Source organism: Faecalicatena contorta (genome assembly GCF_021531895.1).
Classification (GTDB): domain Bacteria; phylum Bacillota; class Clostridia; order Lachnospirales; family Lachnospiraceae; genus JAFBIX01.
This window is the reverse complement of the sequence record NZ_JAFBIX010000020.1, coordinates 1-18,501: the sequence shown is the minus strand read 5'-3', so window position 1 is coordinate 18,501 and position 18,501 is coordinate 1. Positions and strand designations below refer to the sequence as shown.

Sequence of the window (18,501 nt, the reverse complement as noted above, 5' to 3'; positions counted from 1 at the left end):
AATAAAAATAGAGTTAAAGTTCGTGATAACAAAAATATAAAGGAGTGACAATTGTGCAGAAAACAGATGAAAAATATCAGGCATATGTTCAGATATTGAAGGAAGAACTGGTTCCGGCAATGGGGTGCACGGAGCCAATTGCACTTGCCTATGCAGCGGCAAAAGCAAGAGAAGTATTGGGATGCATTCCTGATAAAGTAAAAATTGGTGCAAGTGGAAGTATCATTAAGAATGTGAAGAGTGTAATCGTTCCGAACACGAATCATCTGAAAGGAATTCCGGCAGCAGCAACCGCCGGAATCATCGCCGGAAGACCGGAGAAAGAGTTGGAAGTTATTGCAGAAGTATCGGAAGACCAGATTCAGCAGATGATCTCATTTCTGCAGGAAACATCGATTGAAGTAGAACATATTGACAATGGAATTACCTTTGATATTGTGGTTACAGTCTGCAAAGACGATAACTATGCAAAAGTCAGAATTGCCAACTATCATACGAATATCGTGCTTATTGAAAAGAATGGAGAAGAGATTTTGTCTGTCCCGGTAGAAGGCGAAAGTGAAGAGGGCCTGACAGACAGAAGCTGCCTGGATATGGAAAGTATCTGGGACTTCATTAACACCGTAGATATAGAAGACATCCGGGAAGTGATCGGACGGCAGATAGAGTACAATACGGCAATTGCAGAAGAAGGATTACGAGGTGATTATGGCGCCAATATCGGGACTGTACTGTTAAAGACTTACGGAGATGATGTGAGAACCCGTGCAAAAGCAATGGCAGCCGCTGGCTCCGATGCACGTATGAATGGATGTGAACTTCCAGTTATTATCAATGCCGGAAGCGGGAATCAGGGCATGACCTGTTCACTTCCTGTTCTGGAATATGCCAAAGACCGAGGGGCAGACGAAGATAAGACCTATCGTGCACTGGCATTATCCAATTTGGTGGCGATTCATCAGAAGACCGGAATTGGAAGATTGTCTGCGTATTGTGGAGCTGTCAGTGCGGGTGCGGCAGCAGGCGCAGGAATCGCATATCTCTGTGGCGGCGGTTATCAGGAGATCATCCACACCGTTGTTAATGCACTGGCAATCGTATCCGGTATGGTCTGCGATGGAGCAAAGGCTTCCTGTGCGGCCAAGATTGCAGCATCCGTTGATGCCGGAATCCTTGGATACAATATGTTCCTTAACGGTCAGCAATTCTACGCCGGAGATGGTATCGTGACCAAAGGTGTTGAGGCTACTATCAGTAATATCGGACGCCTCGGCAAAGAAGGAATGCGAGAGACGAACGAAGAGATCATCAAGATGATGATTGGAGAATAGAGATTAATCATAAAAGACGGAGGAATTATTGTTTCCTCCGTCTTTTATCTCTTCAATTCTTCTTGAATCTTTTTCCGTTGTCTGCGTTCGTGGGCAAGCTCTTCCTGAATCATTTTTTCAACTGTATCAGTTTATCAGATTTTTCTCATATAAGTCAAAGAGAAAATTTAAATTTTAACAATAAATATTTGATAGTTGGGGGATCGTATAAGTCCAGATTTCGACCCTTTTAATTTGCTAAACTAATGATAACGAAGAAAAGCAAACGAGTTTATCATATGAATGGAGGTCGGAAATCAATGAAGGGATATGCTACACAGGCTGGTTACATGGGATATGTAGAAGGAAGATATATGTTATTTGCAAGCGAAGAAGAGTACAGAGAATTCATGGAAGATTAGAGATTCTGAGAGGAAGATGAAGGTAAATCTGGTCAAAGAGTCTGATAACGAGGCAGATAAGGAAGCAATTAAAGTAGAACTTCCGGGGTTTGGTATAACTGCAATAAGTCCTGAAGATGGGACTTATTACACCCACATTCCTTTGTATTCGTGATACAATAGATTTATCAGAAATGAAGTTATCAGTTTGAATATAAAGGAGGATGCATTTTATGGCAGAAGGGAATAATCAGAAATTAAAGATTCTATATCTTTTGAAGATATTGATGGAGAAAACAGATGAGACCCATAGAATCACCATGCCGGAAATTATTGAATCATTAAAGGCATACAATGTGAGCGCAGAACGTAAAAGCCTATACAATGATCTTGAAAATCTGCGGATTTTTGGAGTGGATGTTATCGGGGAGAAGGAAAATAAGACCTATTATTACTATATCGGAAATCGACAGTTCGAGCTGGCAGAATTAAAGCTTCTGGTGGATTCTGTACAATCGGCAAAATTTATCACTGCGAAGAAGTCCAATGAACTGATCAAAAAAATTGAGGGACTTGCCAGTCAATATGAAGCCTCTCAGCTTCATCGCCAGGTCTATGTAACAGAACGGGTCAAGACGATTAATGAAGGAATCTATTATAACGTGGATCAGATTCATCAGGCAATTGCAGCCAATGTGCAGATTACATTTCAATACTTTAACTGGAACGTGGATAAGGAGCAGGTTCTTCGAAAAGATGGGGCTTTATATCAGGTTAGCCCTTGGGCACTGTCCTGGGATGATGATAATTATTATCTTGTGGCATTCGACAGTCAGGAAGATAAAATCAAGCATTTCCGAGTAGATAAGATGCTCCACATCGAATTAACCAAAGAGAAACGAGAAGGAAGCAAGCGGTTCGAACAATTTGACATCGGCGCTTATTCAAGAAAATTATTTGGAATGTTCGATGGTGAAGAAGAGACTGTCCAGATTGAATGCGAAAACTATCTGGCCGGCGTTATGATCGACCGATTCGGAAAAGAAGTCATGATGCGGAAAGAAGATGAAGATCACTTCGTTGTAAGCGTCCGAGTAGCCGTCAGCAGACAATTCCTCTCTTGGGTTATGTCCCTGGGTGAAGGAGCGAAGATCGTGGGGCCGGAGAAAGTGGTCGGGCAAGTGAAAGAAGAGATTCAGAGATTGATGCGGCAGTATGGGAGTGAAGAATGAAAGAGAACCAGTATTTATAACGGTTTCAGCCATCTGAGCAGATGAATTTCCCATTTACTGTGGTAGGTGGGAGTTTTTCTATTATTTTAGATATGGTTATTTTGGGCTACAATATAGTAAGAGAAATGATTTGGATTTTAGCCAAGTATAATTTACTAAAGTACAGTTGACTAAATTGCGAGTACAAAACTAATAATATATTTTAAATCGAATTAAATTATTCATTTTGCAATAGTTTCTGGTTATAACCGCAAAACTTATTGAAAATATGGGTTAATTGCGGTAATATAATGATATGGAGGTGGTAGATATGATTAACAGACCGCTTTATACAGAGAAAATCATGGTTTACACAGACACGCCATTTGTAAAAGTACTCACTGGTGTTCGCCGTTGTGGAAAATCCACAATATTGAAAATGATTATGGAAAAGCTGCAGAATGAAAGAGGAATCTCGGAAGACCAAATTGTATCCATGCGATTTGATTCCATGGAATATGAGGATATGACTGCAAAGCAGATGTTTGAAGCTGTGAAAGCAAAGTTTAGTGAAAACAAAAAGACCTACCTCTTTCTTGATGAAGTACAGGAAATTGAAGGGTGGGAAAAGGTTGTGGATTCGTTGGCCAGTGATTACGATGTGGATCTGTATGTAACTGGATCCAACTCTCGTATGATGTCTTCGGAAATTTCAACTTATCTTACGGGACGATATGTTTCTTTTCGTATTTTCCCTCTTTCCTTTGAAGAGTATCTGACTTTCCGGAAAGAGTATACAGAAGTAAAAGATGTTCATGCGGAACTTGCAGATTATATTCGTCTTGGAGGCTTCCCGGCAACACATCTGCGTGATTATTCACAGGATGAGGTTTATACTATCGTTCGCGATATTTACAATTCGACAATCTTTTCTGATATTGTAAGGAAAAACCAGATTCGTAAAGTTGATCAGTTGGAGCGAGTGGTTAAATACACATTTTCTAATGTGGGAAATACTTTTTCTGCAAAATCCATTTCAGACTATTTGAAATCAGAGCATAGAAAGATAGATAATGAGACTGTATACAGTTATTTGGAAAAACTGGAAAAGGCATATCTACTACATCGTTGCTCCAGATATGATCTGCAGGGGAAAGAGATTCTGAAGACACAGGAAAAATTTTATCTTGCAGATACTGCGCTTCGATATAGTGTTCTGGGGTATCATCCGGACAGCGTTGCTTCCAGTTTGGAAAATGTTGTCTATCTAGAACTTTGCAGGCGAGGATACGAGGTTAATATAGGTAAGACAGCAGATGGTGAGGTTGATTTTGTCGCGCAGCGTCAAGGTGAAAAACTGTATGTGCAGGTTACTCAGGAAATACGATCTGAGAAAACCGAGCGAAGAGAGTATGATCGTCTACTTGAAATAAAAGATAACTATCCGAAATACGTTCTTCGAACTGACGAATTTGCCGGAGGTAATTATGAAGGCATTAAGAGTATGCATGTTGCGGATTTCCTTTTGAGTAGGGAATACTAATGTGGATGATACCAGAAGTGACACCTCATGTATGCCACCATACTTACTGCAGCAACATGGCAAAGACAGGAATCAATCCAAAGTCATTACAGTATCTGATGTTCCGTAATTCCATAGACAAGGACGAGATAAATATCTTTCCTGGAAGCAGTGATCTGCACTTTTACATGGGAAAGATAAGCATCATGTATTTTGCCTTTGTAAAACAGAGGAAGTTTTACCTTGCCTTTCCTGCGGTTACGCAGCTCCGTAGCAAATACCCACTTATTGTGATATAGGAACTTACGCTTTGCAGTCAGACGAATGATATAATCCTGCCTCATGGAATCCAGCTTCAGGAACATCTTGTTATCATCATAACCTCGATCCATGACAAAGGTTGCTTTTTCGAATAAAGCAGCTGCACGTTCCATTGCAGAGAACGTGATATCGTTGATGGCTGGGACACCATTTTCTGACCAGCGTCAGATAAGTCTTAAGAGCAGCTTTCGGAGTCCCTTTTGGAAGGTTTCTGGAAATTTTATTGGAAAAAGATAAAATTTCCCGTTTCATTTGATACGTATTTGATGTAAAATTAACCACAGGGAATCCTCCTTCTTTTTGTTTAGTACGGTTATTTTGTGGTGATTTAATTTTACATCAAAAAGGAACAGGATTCCTTATATTTTGGGCATTTTTTTAAAGTTGTGGATAGACAATGCCGTAGAGCGGGCTTCAGGTAGATAAGACTGCGGAAACTCAAGAAAAAGGAATCTTGACAGTCACAATAAAAGTTGTATAATGATAGTAACAGAACCCACCACGCCTCTGATTTTCATGCGCAACCCGGTGGGACTTTTTCATTTATGGGGTGTTTTATGTATCAATATCCAAAACAAATATTAACAATAGCACATCAGGTACAATCATATATTGATGCAGGAATGGTAATTACTTCTCGTGCGGACGTAGAAAAGGCATTAAAGGCAGTTGGGTTTTATCGTTTGCGTGGATACTCTTTCCACTTATATGATAATGTTACAAAGAAGTATGTTCCAGGAACAAAGTTTGAAGATATTTTAAAGTTGTATCAGTTTGATCAGGAATTATCTGCTTTGATTTTTTCAATGATTTCTAAGATTGAGGTGGCTTTGAGAGTACAATTAGTGGAATCGTTACTTATACACGGAGAACCACTTATTTTGCAGGATTCATCGATTTTTAAAGAGAAAAAACTGTATTGGCAGAATATGTCTACAGTAGCGTCAGAAATTGCTCGTTCTAATGATGTGTTTATCAAATATAATTTTGATAATCATGATGGAGAGGTGCCTGTATGGGCAGCTGTTGAAGTTCTTTCATTTGGTACGTTATCGAAGATAATTAAAAATTTGAAAACAGGTACTGGAAGCTCATATTCTATATTGGCAGCTAATTATCAGTATAAATCGAAAAAAGGAAATTTGGTAAATCCATCACAGAAAATGTTTGCTTCATGGATACAGGGTGTTTCAGTATTGCGCAATATGTGTGCTCATAATTCCAGAATTTACAACCGCACAATACATACGACACCGGAAATTCTGGATGCAGATAAAGTTACACCACCACCGGCACATAACGGTTTGTATCAAATCTTACTGGCGATGAAGTATCTGCGTTCATCCGATGAGGAGTGGACAGTATTTGTGAATGCCTTTGATAAGCTGATTCAAAATAATATTGGTGTAATCAGTCTTACAGCGATGAATCTTCCGACAGATTGGAAAGCACATCTAAGTGTATAAACGCAGTAGAACTGCATAAAATAGTAAAGCAGACCTAACCAAGCATTTTATGCTCAAACCGGTTAGGCTTTCGGCGAAGTGTTACGATAAGCACTTCGCCATTTTTTATAGTATACTATTCTGGAAGAATTAAGTTGATTCAGGAGAAGCCTATGAAAATTTCACGATTAATCATAAAAAATTATAGAAATCTGAAAGATGTAGATATTTGTCTGGGAGAGACTGTTGTTTTTATAGGTGAAAACAATAGCGGAAAAAGTAATCTGTTACGAGCAGTGACTTTACCATTTCTAACAGATGAATCAAGTTTCTCAGGAAAGAGCCTATCTTGGATAGATATAAATGATGCTGCGAAGGAAAAATATTAGGGGCTATCAAAATCTCTACAGACCTATCTTCTATAGAACGGCGGGTGAGTGCTGCGTGTGCAGTCGCGAAATGAAAGATGGGGTAGCTCACTGAAAATCCATTGACAAAGCGTGAAATAATTACTATAATTTTAATTAAATTCGGCAAAGTAATAAAGTGCCGAAAATTATTTAAATAATTATCACGAATTTGGATATACTGGAATTGAGGTGAGAAAGATGACAAAGACGGCACAGATTTCCAATGACCAAATGATTTTTTCGGTTCAAGAGCTGAAAGATAAAGGTTTTTCATATTATAAAATCAATCAGATGGTTGACCAGGGGATCCTGATAAAACTGAATAAAAAGTATTATGAAAATGCAAATTTTGATGGTAAGGGATCAGATTTCTACTATGCCTATGCATTTGTACCAGACGGAGTAGTTTGTCTGCTGAGTGCAGCCGTGTATTATAAACTGTCTACTTATCGCCCGGATGCCATTGATGTAGCAATTCCGAGAAAAGCAAAGGTATCAACACTACCGGATTGGCCGGAACTGAATGTACGCTATTTTACAGATGACCGGTTTGGTATTGGCATCGAGACCGTAGAAGATGGAAATAACAGATTTCGCATTTACGATATCGAGAAAACTGTTGTTGATATTGTTTTCTACAGGGAAAAAATTGGAATTGAGGAAACAAAGGAAGTTCTTACAACTTATCTGCATCGGAGTGACCGTAATCTGAATAGGCTAATCAGATATGCAGAGATGCTCAAATGTGGAGAGGTAATGAAAATGTATCTGGAGGTGCTGGTATGAAAAATGCTGTATCCGTAAAGGACAGATTAAAGAAACTGGCGATAGAAGATGGAAAGACTATGCAGGATAAGTTGGTCACATATGGTTTGGAGAGAACAATATATAGATTATCTGTTTCAAATTATGTAGAGAGATTTACACTAAAGGGTGGTATTTTTTTGTATGCACTATTTGATGGAGAGTATGCCCGTGCAACAATGGATACCTGGACAGAACCAAGGTTCCGGTATCAATAGATATTGGTTTTGGTGATGTGGTGTATCCAGAAAGAATGAAAATGGAGTTCCCGGTTCTGCTGGATATGGAAGTTCCGGAGGTATATGCCTATTCGATTTATTCCGTCATAGCAGAAAAGTTTGAGGCTTTTGTTTCTTTGGGCCTTGCAAATGGTAGATATAAGGATTTCTATGATATCTATGTTTTGGCTGACAGATATGATCTTAATGGTGTAGAATTGAAGATTTATTAGAATAAGTGTGAATGAGATTATATGCGAGAATAGATTGTACCCACTTCCCTTTTCTATCGTTAAAAGGTTCAAAAATCGCGGTAGTCTGCCTCCCTTTACAGACTACTATACTTGGTCTAGAACTGCCGTATTTTGCCATTTTTGCCACAGTTTCCGGAAAACTGTAAGTCTTGAAGAAAACCAAAAAAGTGCGTAAAATAGGACAAAACGAGGCATCTCAGGAGGAAAAATATAATGATAAAAGTACTATTCATCTGCCACGGCAACATCTGCTGTTTACATTTTTGTTAAAACGGTCACACCTCTTGCCAACCCATCCCCATAGTGCTATTTTATTTCTATAGAAATCATAACAACAGGAGGGCTATCATTATGAACGAAAGCATCAAGAACATGATAGAGCGAAGAAGTATTCGTGCTTACAAACCTGACATGGTAAAAAAGGAAGATATAGAAGAGATTGTCAAAGCCGGCACATATGCTGCAACGGGAATGAATCGCCAGTCTCCGGTTATTATTGCTGTAACTGATCAGGAGACAAGGGATAAGCTGTCCGCTATGAATGCGGCAATTATGGGAACGGATACAGATCCATTTTATGGTGCGCCGGTAGTTTTGATTGTACTGGCTGATAAGAGCAGACCGACTTACCTCTATGATGGAAGCCTTGTAATGGGAAATATGATGAATGCGGCACATTCTCTGGGACTTGGAAGTTGTTGGATCCATCGTGCAAAAGAAGAATTTGAATCTGAAGATGGGAAAGAACTTCTGAAGAAATGGGGAGTAGAAGGAGATTACGAAGGAATTGGTCATTGTGTGATTGGATATGTAGAAGGGGATTACCCGGAGACGAAACCTCGCAAAGAGGATTATGTCTATTACGTGGAGTAATAATCGAACCGACAGTTCCTGGCATATGAAATGACAAGGAGGAAGATGAATGGATTACGAAGGTCAGATATGCCGTGCGCCCATGGAACGCTCCTCCTTTATGCTTCCGGTTATGGTGGGGTGTTCTTATAATAGATGTAAATTCTGTAATCTGTTCCGCCATCTAAAGTATCGGGAGCTTCCCATGGAGCAGATTGAGGATGAACTTAGACGAGTTAAGAATCTAGGTGGGATGCCTAAGAAGATATTTTTGGGAGACGGCAATGCATTTGGACTTAAGACGGAACAGTTATTGAAGATTCTTGAAAAAATACATAATTATTTCCCAGAATGTCAGTGCATCAATATGGATACAACGGTAACCAGCATCCGTGTGAAGACAGATGAGGAGCTTCGGATTTTGTATGAACAAGGTGTGCGACATCTGTATCTTGGAATTGAAAGCGGTTTGGATGATGTGCTGAATTTTATGGAGAAGGATCATGATCTTGACCAGGCTTATACGGAGATCAAGAGACTTCAAGACGCGGGGCTGATTTATGATGCGCATATTATGACGGGTGTAGCCGGGCACGGAAGAGGCCAGGAGAATGCAGAGGCAATGGCAGAATTCCTGGGTCGGACACATCCGAAGCATGTGGTGAATTTTTCTATGTTCCTACATAAAGAAGTACCTCTTTACAAAGAAGTGGAGGCAGGACGATTCGTTCCGGCAGACGAGTTGGAGAATCTAAGAGAAGAGAGGACATTGATTGAACGACTGAATGTCAGAGAAGAGCAGAGTATTTTGTATGATGGCTTTCATGATTTTATAGAATTTCGTGTTCGGGGAACCTTGCCACATGACAGAGAGAAGATGCTTGCGAAACTGGACAAGGCGATTCAGAGATACGAAGAAGAGTCGCCGATCTATTCGTTGGTCTATGGAGAGTGCCCGAATCTTGAGCGGTGTGAAGATCATATGCCGGTTTGGGAGATGAATAAATAGTAAAAATGTATTGCAACATCGTGTATGTAGCGCTATAATAATTTTGAACTGATAAGAAATTCTTCGGGGTCGGGTGCAAGTCCCAACCGGCGGTATAGTCCGCGACCTGATGTATTATGGCATCAGCTGATCTGGTGAGATTCCAGAACCGACAGTAAAGTCTGGATGAGAGAAGGATTGTGTAATATATGGATATATCAACAGACCCCGATACGAAAGTGTCGGGGATTTCTTAATTTATAGAATATTAATTCTGCTGTGGTTACATGATTCCAAGAAGATTTTCTTTCTTGACAGTTTCTAATATTTATTAAAAGGAGAGAAAGACAGATGAGTACAGATGCAGTAGTGAAAACAAAAGGAAATTCAGGAACAAAAGTAAGAATGATGGCGCAGATGGGAATGCTTTCCGCCATTGCGGTGGTTTTGATGCTATTTGAGATCCCTCTTCCTTTTGCACCATCGTTTTATGAGATTGATTTTAGTGAAGTGCCGGTATTGATTGGATGTTTTACTATGGGACCACTTGCCGGAGCGATTATTGAATTGCTTAAAATTCTTTTAAACTTTGCAATCAACGGGACAGCTACGGCTGGTGTCGGAGAAGTTGCTAATTTCCTGATTGGTTGTGCATTTGTTATACCGGCAGCAGTGATTTATAAGAAGAAACGTACCAGAACAGGTGCAATCATAGGAATGGTAACAGGTACTTTGTTTATGACATTTATTGGCTGTTTTCTGAATGCGTTCGTATTACTGCCGACTTATGCAAAAGCATTTGGCATGCCAATTGATGCACTGGTAGGAATGGGAACCGCAGTAAATAGCCATATTACCAGTCTTACAACATTTGTGATCTTCGCAGTGGCACCATTTAATCTGTTGAAAGGATTTCTGGTATCTTTGATTGTATTTTTGATTTATAAGAAAATCAGCCCGATTCTGAAGGCAAGAATCTAAAATGAAAAATGACTAGAATATATCAGCGCCAAAGAAATCTCTTTGGCGCTCTTTGATATTGGGAGTAATGTCATAATAGACTATTCGGCCGGACAGATCTCAATCCAATATCCATCGGGGTCATTGATAAAATATACACCCATCTTCAGATTTTCAAAACATACACAGTTCATGTCTTTGTGATGTGCCAGTGCAGCATCCATGTCATCTACCCGCATTGCCAGGTGAAATTCATTGTCTCCAAGATTGTAAGGTCTGTCCATATCACGAAGCCAGGTCAGTTCTAGAAGATGTGGAGTGGTGTTGTCTCCCATAAACACAAGTTTGAAACTGCCATCTTCCGCTTCTTTTTCACGAGTAATGGAAAGCCCCAGAGCCTCTTCATAGAATTTTACAGACTTTTCCAGATCCAATACATTGATGTTGTTATGATAAAATGTAAACTTCATAGATCATCCTCCTGTTACATATTTTCAAATACAAAATAAGTATAACATCAGTAGCCGAAGAAAAAAAGATGTGTTATACTTATCTCCACAGAGTATTAATAATGAAGGGGGGATGGGAATATGTCAGTGAAGGTAGAAGTGAAGATGGATGTTCAATCGATGGTAGATTTTATGACATATCACATTTATTCTGGGGCAGTTGGTATAGGTTCCTTTATTTTGGGAGGTATTAATATCGGCTTGACGATGGCATTCGCTATGAAGGGAAAGTACCTTTTTATGGGACTTTTCTTAATATTTGCATTGATAATATTCTTTATATTTCCTTATATTATCAAGAGAAAAGTGGAACGTCAGATGCAGAATTCGAGGAGGCTGGATATACCGGTCACTTATGAATTCGATGATTATGGAATAGAGACTACAACTCCGGATGACAGTGGGAAAGCTTCCTGGAGTAAGTTTAAACGTGCAGTATCCAAAAAAAGGATTATTATATTATATGATGCCCAGAAACGTGCAATTATTCTTCCGGTAGATCAGATGGCAGAAGAATATACAGCGGTTGTAGATATGATATATGCACATATGCCGGCACCGGCGGTGAGAATCCGCCGACTGGATAAGAAGAGATAGAAAGGATTTTTCTTATGATAATTGAGACGAATAGTGAGAAAGAGACTTATGAACTTGGATTTAAGATGGGTCAGTCTGTCAAAGCAGGGCAGGTCTATACGCTGGTTGGAGATCTGGGAGTCGGTAAGACTGTTTTTACAAAAGGGTTGGCAGCAGGACTTGGTATTGAAGAACCTGTCAGCAGTCCTACATTTACCATTGTACAGATATATGAAGAAGGGCGCCTGCCCTTCTATCATTTTGATGTGTATCGGATTGGTGATGTAGAAGAGATGGATGAGATTGGATATGAAGATTACATCTATGGAGAAGGAGTAAGTCTGATTGAGTGGGCAAATCTGATAGAAGAGATTCTTCCGGAACATTATACGGAGATTAAGATAGAGAAGGATTTGGAAAAGGGATTTGATTATCGGAGGGTTAGCGTATGCGAATATTAGCATTAGACAGTTCTGGCCTTGTGGCCAGTGTAGCAATTGTGGAAGCGGGACCGGTGGAACAGGAGACAATAGCAGAATATACGGTGAATTATAAGAAGACTCATTCTCAGACTCTGCTTCCAATGTTGGACGAAGTGGCAAAGATGATAGAATTGGATATGGAGAGTATCGATGCCATAGCAGTGGCAGCGGGACCGGGATCATTTACCGGATTGCGAATTGGATCGGCGACCGCGAAGGGACTTGGACTGGCACTGAAAAAACCATTGATTCATATACCGACATTGGAAGGATTAGCTTATAATCTGTGTGGTACGGATAAGATTGTGTGCCCGATTATGGATGCCAGAAGAGGCCAGGTCTATACAGGAATCTATGAATTTGACGGAGATGAATTGGTGATCCTGGAAGATCAGATGGCAATCAGTGTTGAGGAATTGGGTGAGAAGCTTCAGAATGTAGAAAAAGAGATTATATTTCTTGGAGATGGAGTTCCGGTATTTCGTGATGTTCTTGAGAATCGTATTATGTCTGGAAAGAAGGTCTCTTTTGCACCGGCGAATATGAATCGACAGAGAGCGGCATCTGTGGGAGCTCTTGCGGTTGCATATTATCGTGCGGGCAAGATAGAAACTGCCGCGGAACATCAGCCGGATTATCTGCGTGTATCGCAGGCAGAACGTGAGAGAAAGGAGAGACTTGGACATGATTAGATTTGAATGTGATTATCTGGAGGGAGCTCATCCTCGGATTTTAGAGAAATTAGAAGAAACGAATTTTGAACAGACGGCAGGTTATGGAGAGGATCCCCATTGCGAGAATGCAAGAAAGCTGATCTGCAGGGCCTGCGGGCGGGATGATGTGGATGTGCATTTTCTCGTGGGCGGGACACAGACGAACTTTACAGTGATCAGTTCCATCCTTCGTCCGCATCAAGGGGTCGTTGCGGCGGTGACCGGACATATTAATGTACATGAGACAGGTGCGATTGAAGCGACTGGACATAAAGTGCTGCCGCTTCCAAGTGAAGATGGTAAGATTACCGCTGCTCAGGTTCGCGAGATGTATGATGCTCATTGGAATGATGATACCCATGAGCATATGGTACAGCCGGGAATGGTATATATCTCCCAGCCAACGGAGAATGGAACATTGTATAGTAAAGAAGAATTGCGGGCACTGCACGAGACTTGTGAGGAGCTGGGACTTCCATTGTTTTTGGATGGAGCGAGAATGGGATATGGCCTGATGTCTGAGGAGAATGCGCTTGCATTAGAAGATATTGCTGCTTTGACAGATGTGTTTTATATTGGTGGAACGAAGGTAGGGGCATTGTTTGGCGAGGCGGTTGTTATTGTGAATCCAGCGCTTAAGAAGGATTTTCGATATCTTATCAAACAACATGGCGGTATGCTTGCAAAAGGAAGATTGCTCGGCATTCAGTTTGAGACGTTGTTCGAAGATGGACTGTATTTTGAAATTGCAGAATATGCAGATCAATTAGCCATGCGGTTGAAAGAAGCGTTTGTGAAGAAGGGATATCCACTAAGATATGATTCGTATACGAATCAACAGTTTCCGATTATGCCAAATGAGCATATAGATGCAATAAAAGATAAATATTCATTTTCCTTTTGGGAGGCTGTAGATGCTTCTCATAGCGCTGTGCGATTTTGTACAAGCTGGGCAACCAAGAAGGAAGCAGTAGATCAGTTGATTAAGGATATCGAGGCGTTATAATATGTTAGAAGTTCGTAAGATTGACGAAAATGACATTAATAAGATAGCTGCTTTGGAACGGGAAATATTTTCAGATTCATGGTCGGCGAATGCTATAGGTGAAACATTATCCCAGAAGAATACAGTGCTTCTGGGGGCGTGGCAGAATGAACATCTGGCAGGTTACCTGATTGTATATTATGTGTTGGATGAGGGAGAGATTGCCAGAATTGCTGTGGATGCATCTTGCAGGCGACAAGGGGTGGCTGGTCATATGATGTTGGCGCTAGAAAACTTCTGTGAAGAAAAAGGGATCGTGAATCTGATGCTGGATGTTAGAGAGAGCAATGAGGCGGCGATTGCCTTTTATAAGGGCTGTGGCTTTGTCGAAGATGGAATTCGCAAGGACTTTTATACAGACCCAAAAGAAGATGCAATATTAATGAGCAGACAACTTGGGAAATAGCTGGCAGTTATGACAGCAGTTCCCACTGGAAAGCAAGGCTGACAGTAGATATAATGTAGGCGTAACAAGAAAGAAGAAGTGACAGGATACTCACAGGAGGAATTGTATGCGCCAGTTTAGAACAGAATTAGAAGAAAAAAATAAAGTTGAAAAAATCATATGCAATAAATGTGGCAAAGAGATTTGGGTTCGTGGAGGGATTCCCCAGGAGGATGTGTTAGAAGTCGAAAAACGCTGGGGGTATCATTCAAGAAAAGATAATCAGGTGGATCGATTTGACCTTTGCGAGGACTGCTATGATGAATTGGTGGAAAGTTTTCAAATCAAAATAGAAAATTGAGGTAAAATATGTTAGATGTATGTTTGTTAGGAACCGGAGGGATGATGCCGTTGCCGTATCGTTGGCTGACAGCTCTTATGGTGCGGTATAATGGCAGCAGTATATTGATCGATTGTGGGGAAGGAACTCAGATTGCAATCAAGGAAAAGGGATGGAGCTTTAAACCCATTGATGTCATCTGTTTTACCCATTATCATGGAGATCATATCAGCGGACTCCCAGGAATGCTTCTTACGATGGGAAATGCGGACCGGACGGAACCGCTGACATTAATTGGACCTAAGGGGCTGGAACGTGTAGTGAATGCACTTCGTGTTATTGCACCAGAGCTTCCGTTTGCTATTAAATATATAGAAGTCAATGAGCCGGAGAAGACATTCGAGATGAATGGCTACCGGCTAAAAGCATTTCGTGTTAATCATAATGTGACATGCTATGGTTATACTATGGAGATCGACCGTGCCGGAAAGTTCGATGTGGAGCGTGCAAATGCTGCTCAGATTCCACAACGGTATTGGGGGACTCTGCAAAAAGGAGAGACGGTCAATACCGGTGAGCAGATCTATACACCGGATATGGTGCTTGGCCCTGCAAGAAAGGGAATTAAGCTGACCTATTGTACAGATACCCGACCAACAGAATCCATTAAGACAAATGCAGCTGGTTCGGACTTGTTTATCTGTGAAGGAATGTATGGAGAAAAGGATAAACTGAAAAAAGCAAAAGAATACAAGCATATGACGTTTTACGAAGCTGCACAGCTTGCCAAAGAAGCGGATGTAAAAGAGATGTGGCTGACGCATTATAGTCCATCATTGACAAGGCCAGAAGATTATATGGATGCAGTAAGGGAGATATTCCCAAGAGCAATCGCAGCAAAAGATAAGCGTTCTGTGGAACTTGTATTTTCTGATTAGTAGGGAAAGGTATAGTTATGAGCGAAAAGAAAGATGTATTAATTCTGGCAATTGAGAGCTCCTGCGATGAGACGGCAGCAGCAGTAGTGAAAAATGGACGGGAAGTCTTATCGAATATCATATCTTCACAGATTGCACTTCACACATTATATGGGGGTGTGGTTCCTGAGATTGCGTCCAGAAAGCATATTGAAAAAATAAATCAGGTCATAGAGACGGCATTGGAAGAGGCGCATGTGACGCTGGATGATATTGATGCGATTGGCGTTACTTATGGTCCGGGACTGGTGGGAGCGCTCCTGGTGGGGGTGGCAGAGGCAAAAGCTATTGCATATGCAACGAAGAAACCATTGGTAGGTGTGCATCATATTGAAGGCCATATTGCAGCTAATTTTATTGAACACAAAGATCTGGAACCGCCATTCTTTTCTCTGGTTGTTTCGGGTGGACATACCCATCTGGTTCGTGTCAAGGACTATGGAAAGTTTGATATTATCGGGCGAACCCGAGATGATGCGGCGGGAGAAGCTTTTGATAAAGTGGCAAGGGCAATTGGGCTAGGCTATCCCGGGGGTCCTAAGATTGATAAAGTATCGAAAGAAGGGAATCCAGAAGCAATTATATTTCCGCGGGCACATGTAGAAGATGCCCCATATGATTTTAGCTTCAGTGGCGTAAAATCTTCAGTGTTGAATTATATCAATGGCTGCCAGATGAAAGGGCAGGAGTATAACCAGGCAGATATTGCTGCTTCTTTTCAGAAAGCAGTTACTGATGTCCTTGTAGCAAATGCAATGCATGCGGTAGAAGAGTATCATGTAGATAAGTTTGCGATTGCTGGCGGTGTGGCATCAAACAGTGCGCTTAGGTCCGCTATGAAAACAGCGTGTGAGGAACGAGGTGTGAAATTCTATTATCCGTCACCGATTTATTGTACAGATAATGCGGCAATGATCGGGGTAGCGGCTTATTATGAGTATATGAATGGAACCAGACATGGATGGGATCTGAATGCGGTTCCGAATCTGAAGCTCGGGGAACGATAATAAGATTCAAAAAAACGGAGTAATGGATATGAAGATTCAAGGTAAAAAAAGATGTACAGCAATTGTACTGGCAGCAGGTCAGGGAAAGAGAATGGGGACGTCGGTCCAGAAGCAATATATTGAATTAGATGGAAAACCATTAATCTATTATACGCTGGAAAGCTTTGAAAAATCAGAAATCATAGATGATATTATTCTGGTGGTGGGCGAAGGTCAGGAGAAGTATGCCCAGAATCAGATTGTAGAAAAATATGGCTTCGCAAAGATTCGTGCCATTGTGGCGGGAGGAAAAGAACGATTCGATTCTGTCTGGCAGGGCCTTGGGATGATTGCAGGAGAAGAATGTTATGTTTATATCCACGATGGTGCGAGAATGTTTGTCGATGAAGAGATTTTGGAACGTGCATATTACACTGTAGAACAATACAAGGCTTGTGTTGCTGGTGTGCCGAGTAAAGATACTATAAAATTAGTAGATGACGATACATTTGCGGTGAATACACCGGAGAGAAAGTATGTATGGGCGGTTCAGACGCCGCAAGTATTTGAAAATTCGTTGATTCAAGAGGCATATTCTCAGCTGATGAAGAAAGAATGCATTAATGTAACGGATGATGCCATGGTTGTTGAACAGACAATGAATCGACCGGTCAAATTATTCGAAGGTTCATACAAAAATATTAAGATTACGACACCGGAAGATCTGGAAATTGCGAAAGTTTTCTTGGAAGAAAGAAAAGCTGAGAGAAAAAATAAAAAAATGGAAATTAGCTATTGACGAAGAATCCTTTGTGTGCTAGAATAATCACTGTCGCTGAGGTAAACGACGTCAATTAAATATGTGGAGAGGTATCGAAGTGGTCATAACGAGGCGGTCTTGAAAACCGTTTGTCCGAGAGGGCGCGTGGGTTCGAATCCCACCCTCTCCGCTTGAAAAACTACCAACCGGTTAGCTGGTAGTTTTTTATATGAAAAAATCGAGCAGATTTGGAGAAATACCCAAGCTGGCCGAAGGGGCTCCCCTGGAAAGGGAGTAGGTCGTTAATAGCGGCGCGAGGGTTCAAATCCCTCTTTCTCCGTTTGTCTGGCGGGCCTAAATCTTGTGGTTTGTAAGCAGGAAAACATGCATATGTTGAATGTGGAAAAAGATGTTGAAAAAAATCAAAAAAAGTTGAAAAAATATCTTGACAAACTAAAGAGACGCATGATATTATGTTTAGGCTGACTCGTGAGAGACAGACAAAGACAAAAAAGAACCTTGATAATTAAACAATAGACAACAACCCTGAAGATTTCTTAAAGAGAAAAATTCAGAACGAGACATTTAAATGTCGACCTTAAAACAGTAAAAGGGATAAGAAAGCTAGTAGTTTTCTTGACCCAGAACGAACTTGATTCTAAAGTCTGTGTAAAAACGGATTTCAGATTTTTTAACGAGAGTTTGATCCTGGCTCAGGATGAACGCTGGCGGCGTGCTTAACACATGCAAGTCGAGCGAAGCACTTAAGTTTGATTCTTCGGATGAAGACTTAATTGACTGAGCGGCGGACGGGTGAGTAACGCGTGGGTAACCTGCCTCATACAGGGGGATAACAGTTAGAAATGGCTGCTAATACCGCATAAGACCACGGTACCGCATGGTATAGTGGTAAAAACTCCGGTGGTATGAGATGGACCCGCGTCTGATTAGGTAGTTGGTGGGGTAACGGCCTACCAAGCCGACGATCAGTAGCCGACCTGAGAGGGTGACCGGCCACATTGGGACTGAGAC

The 18,501-nt window shown here is 40.9% G+C and carries 23 protein-coding genes, 2 tRNA genes, 1 rRNA gene, 1 pseudogene and 1 riboswitch; of the genes and pseudogenes, 25 read left to right on the top strand and 2 right to left on the bottom strand.

Translation table 11 applies throughout. The annotated features are described in order from the left end of the window. The first annotated feature begins 53 nt into the window (after positions 1–53). The 5 genes and pseudogenes from JQM81_RS09185 to JQM81_RS13810 all read left to right on the top strand — a co-directional run. Positions 54–1,331 carry a serine dehydratase subunit alpha family protein gene (locus JQM81_RS09185; RefSeq protein WP_235233213.1) on the top strand — a complete coding sequence of 426 codons (1,278 nt, stop codon included), beginning with the start codon at positions 54–56 and terminating at the stop codon, positions 1,329–1,331. A gap of 417 nt (positions 1,332–1,748) precedes the next feature. Then, complete coding sequence (locus tag JQM81_RS09180) at positions 1,749–1,886, top strand: hypothetical protein (protein WP_235233212.1); 138 nt, start codon at positions 1,749–1,751, stop codon at positions 1,884–1,886. Between the two features lie 58 nt (positions 1,887–1,944). Next, positions 1,945–2,943 carry a helix-turn-helix transcriptional regulator gene (locus JQM81_RS09175; protein WP_235233211.1) on the top strand — a complete coding sequence of 333 codons (999 nt, stop codon included), beginning with the start codon at positions 1,945–1,947 and terminating at the stop codon, positions 2,941–2,943. A 310-nt stretch (positions 2,944–3,253) separates the two neighbouring features. After that, positions 3,254–4,465 carry an ATP-binding protein gene (locus JQM81_RS09170; protein ID WP_235233210.1) on the top strand — a complete coding sequence of 404 codons (1,212 nt, stop codon included), beginning with the start codon at positions 3,254–3,256 and terminating at the stop codon, positions 4,463–4,465. 8 nt (positions 4,466–4,473) lie between these two features. Beyond that, positions 4,474–4,581: pseudogene (locus JQM81_RS13810) on the top strand (site-specific integrase); the annotation flags it as partial. Here the strand turns inward: JQM81_RS13810 and JQM81_RS09165 are convergent. Continuing rightward, positions 4,552–4,809 carry a hypothetical protein gene (locus JQM81_RS09165; protein WP_235233247.1) on the bottom strand — a complete coding sequence of 86 codons (258 nt, stop codon included), beginning with the start codon at positions 4,807–4,809 and terminating at the stop codon, positions 4,552–4,554. The pseudogene JQM81_RS13810 and the gene JQM81_RS09165 sit on opposite strands and share 30 nt — an antisense overlap. Before the next feature lie 513 nt (positions 4,810–5,322). Here JQM81_RS09165 and JQM81_RS09160 point away from each other — a divergent pair. The 8 genes from JQM81_RS09160 (at position 5,323) to JQM81_RS09125 (ending at position 10,717) form a co-directional block, all read left to right on the top strand. Further along, a complete protein-coding gene (locus JQM81_RS09160; RefSeq protein ID WP_235233209.1) occupies positions 5,323–6,231 on the top strand; it encodes an Abi family protein in 909 nt (302 codons plus the stop codon). Positions 6,232–6,383: 152 nt separating this feature from the next. Beyond that, complete coding sequence (locus JQM81_RS09155) at positions 6,384–6,599, top strand: AAA family ATPase (RefSeq protein WP_235233208.1); 216 nt, start codon at positions 6,384–6,386, stop codon at positions 6,597–6,599. Between the two features lie 219 nt (positions 6,600–6,818). Next, a complete protein-coding gene (locus JQM81_RS09150) occupies positions 6,819–7,406 on the top strand; it encodes a type IV toxin-antitoxin system AbiEi family antitoxin domain-containing protein (RefSeq protein ID WP_235233207.1) in 588 nt (195 codons plus the stop codon). Next, entirely contained in the window at positions 7,403–7,642 is a 240-nt protein-coding gene (locus JQM81_RS09145) for an Abortive infection protein AbiEii (protein WP_235233206.1), read from the top strand. The genes JQM81_RS09150 and JQM81_RS09145 overlap by 4 nt, the downstream gene beginning before the upstream one ends. A 17-nt stretch (positions 7,643–7,659) precedes the next feature. Next, on the top strand, positions 7,660–7,875 hold the full coding sequence (locus JQM81_RS09140) for a nucleotidyl transferase AbiEii/AbiGii toxin family protein (protein WP_328282610.1): 216 nt from the start codon (positions 7,660–7,662) through the stop codon (positions 7,873–7,875). A gap of 372 nt (positions 7,876–8,247) precedes the next feature. Then, entirely contained in the window at positions 8,248–8,769 is a 522-nt protein-coding gene (locus JQM81_RS09135) for a nitroreductase (RefSeq protein WP_235233204.1), read from the top strand. A gap of 49 nt (positions 8,770–8,818) precedes the next feature. Then, the gene (locus JQM81_RS09130) at positions 8,819–9,757 is read left to right on the top strand and encodes a radical SAM protein (RefSeq protein ID WP_235233203.1); all 939 of its coding nucleotides are present in this window, start codon (positions 8,819–8,821) and stop codon (positions 9,755–9,757) included. A 55-nt stretch (positions 9,758–9,812) separates the two neighbouring features. Next, positions 9,813–9,938, top strand: a riboswitch (FMN riboswitch). A gap of 149 nt (positions 9,939–10,087) precedes the next feature. Further along, positions 10,088–10,717 carry an ECF transporter S component gene (locus JQM81_RS09125; protein ID WP_235233202.1) on the top strand — a complete coding sequence of 210 codons (630 nt, stop codon included), beginning with the start codon at positions 10,088–10,090 and terminating at the stop codon, positions 10,715–10,717. Positions 10,718–10,797: 80 nt separating this feature from the next. Here JQM81_RS09125 and JQM81_RS09120 read toward each other — a convergent pair whose 3' ends face one another. Next, the gene (locus JQM81_RS09120; protein ID WP_235233201.1) at positions 10,798–11,166 is read right to left on the bottom strand and encodes a VOC family protein; all 369 of its coding nucleotides are present in this window, start codon (positions 11,164–11,166) and stop codon (positions 10,798–10,800) included. A gap of 120 nt (positions 11,167–11,286) precedes the next feature. Between JQM81_RS09120 and JQM81_RS09115 the strand changes: the two genes are divergently transcribed. The 12 genes from JQM81_RS09115 to JQM81_RS09060 form a co-directional block, all read left to right on the top strand. Next, entirely contained in the window at positions 11,287–11,802 is a 516-nt protein-coding gene (locus JQM81_RS09115) for a YcxB family protein (RefSeq protein WP_235233200.1), read from the top strand. A gap of 14 nt (positions 11,803–11,816) precedes the next feature. Next, the gene (gene tsaE, locus JQM81_RS09110) at positions 11,817–12,242 is read left to right on the top strand and encodes a tRNA (adenosine(37)-N6)-threonylcarbamoyltransferase complex ATPase subunit type 1 TsaE (protein ID WP_235233199.1); all 426 of its coding nucleotides are present in this window, start codon (positions 11,817–11,819) and stop codon (positions 12,240–12,242) included. Next, positions 12,230–12,955 carry a tRNA (adenosine(37)-N6)-threonylcarbamoyltransferase complex dimerization subunit type 1 TsaB gene (gene tsaB, locus JQM81_RS09105; protein WP_235233198.1) on the top strand — a complete coding sequence of 242 codons (726 nt, stop codon included), beginning with the start codon at positions 12,230–12,232 and terminating at the stop codon, positions 12,953–12,955. The genes tsaE and tsaB overlap by 13 nt, the downstream gene beginning before the upstream one ends. Then, the gene (locus JQM81_RS09100) at positions 12,948–13,982 is read left to right on the top strand and encodes a threonine aldolase family protein (protein ID WP_235233197.1); all 1,035 of its coding nucleotides are present in this window, start codon (positions 12,948–12,950) and stop codon (positions 13,980–13,982) included. The genes tsaB and JQM81_RS09100 overlap by 8 nt, the downstream gene beginning before the upstream one ends. A 1-nt stretch (position 13,983) precedes the next feature. Next, the gene (gene rimI, locus JQM81_RS09095) at positions 13,984–14,427 is read left to right on the top strand and encodes a ribosomal protein S18-alanine N-acetyltransferase (protein ID WP_235233196.1); all 444 of its coding nucleotides are present in this window, start codon (positions 13,984–13,986) and stop codon (positions 14,425–14,427) included. 106 nt (positions 14,428–14,533) lie between these two features. Next, positions 14,534–14,767, top strand: a complete 234-nt coding sequence (locus tag JQM81_RS09090) for a hypothetical protein (protein WP_235233195.1) — start codon at positions 14,534–14,536, stop codon at positions 14,765–14,767. A gap of 8 nt (positions 14,768–14,775) precedes the next feature. Beyond that, a complete protein-coding gene (locus tag JQM81_RS09085; RefSeq protein ID WP_235233194.1) occupies positions 14,776–15,684 on the top strand; it encodes a ribonuclease Z in 909 nt (302 codons plus the stop codon). A 17-nt stretch (positions 15,685–15,701) separates the two neighbouring features. Beyond that, complete coding sequence (tsaD, locus tag JQM81_RS09080) at positions 15,702–16,730, top strand: tRNA (adenosine(37)-N6)-threonylcarbamoyltransferase complex transferase subunit TsaD (RefSeq protein WP_235233193.1); 1,029 nt, start codon at positions 15,702–15,704, stop codon at positions 16,728–16,730. 28 nt (positions 16,731–16,758) lie between these two features. Beyond that, entirely contained in the window at positions 16,759–17,508 is a 750-nt protein-coding gene (gene ispD / locus JQM81_RS09075) for a 2-C-methyl-D-erythritol 4-phosphate cytidylyltransferase (RefSeq protein WP_235233192.1), read from the top strand. Positions 17,509–17,573: 65 nt separating this feature from the next. Next, a tRNA-Ser gene (locus tag JQM81_RS09070) sits at positions 17,574–17,659 on the top strand. 60 nt (positions 17,660–17,719) lie between these two features. Beyond that, a tRNA-Ser gene (locus JQM81_RS09065) sits at positions 17,720–17,809 on the top strand. A 350-nt stretch (positions 17,810–18,159) separates the two neighbouring features. Beyond that, positions 18,160–18,501: ribosomal RNA gene (locus JQM81_RS09060) — 16S ribosomal RNA — on the top strand; the annotation flags it as partial.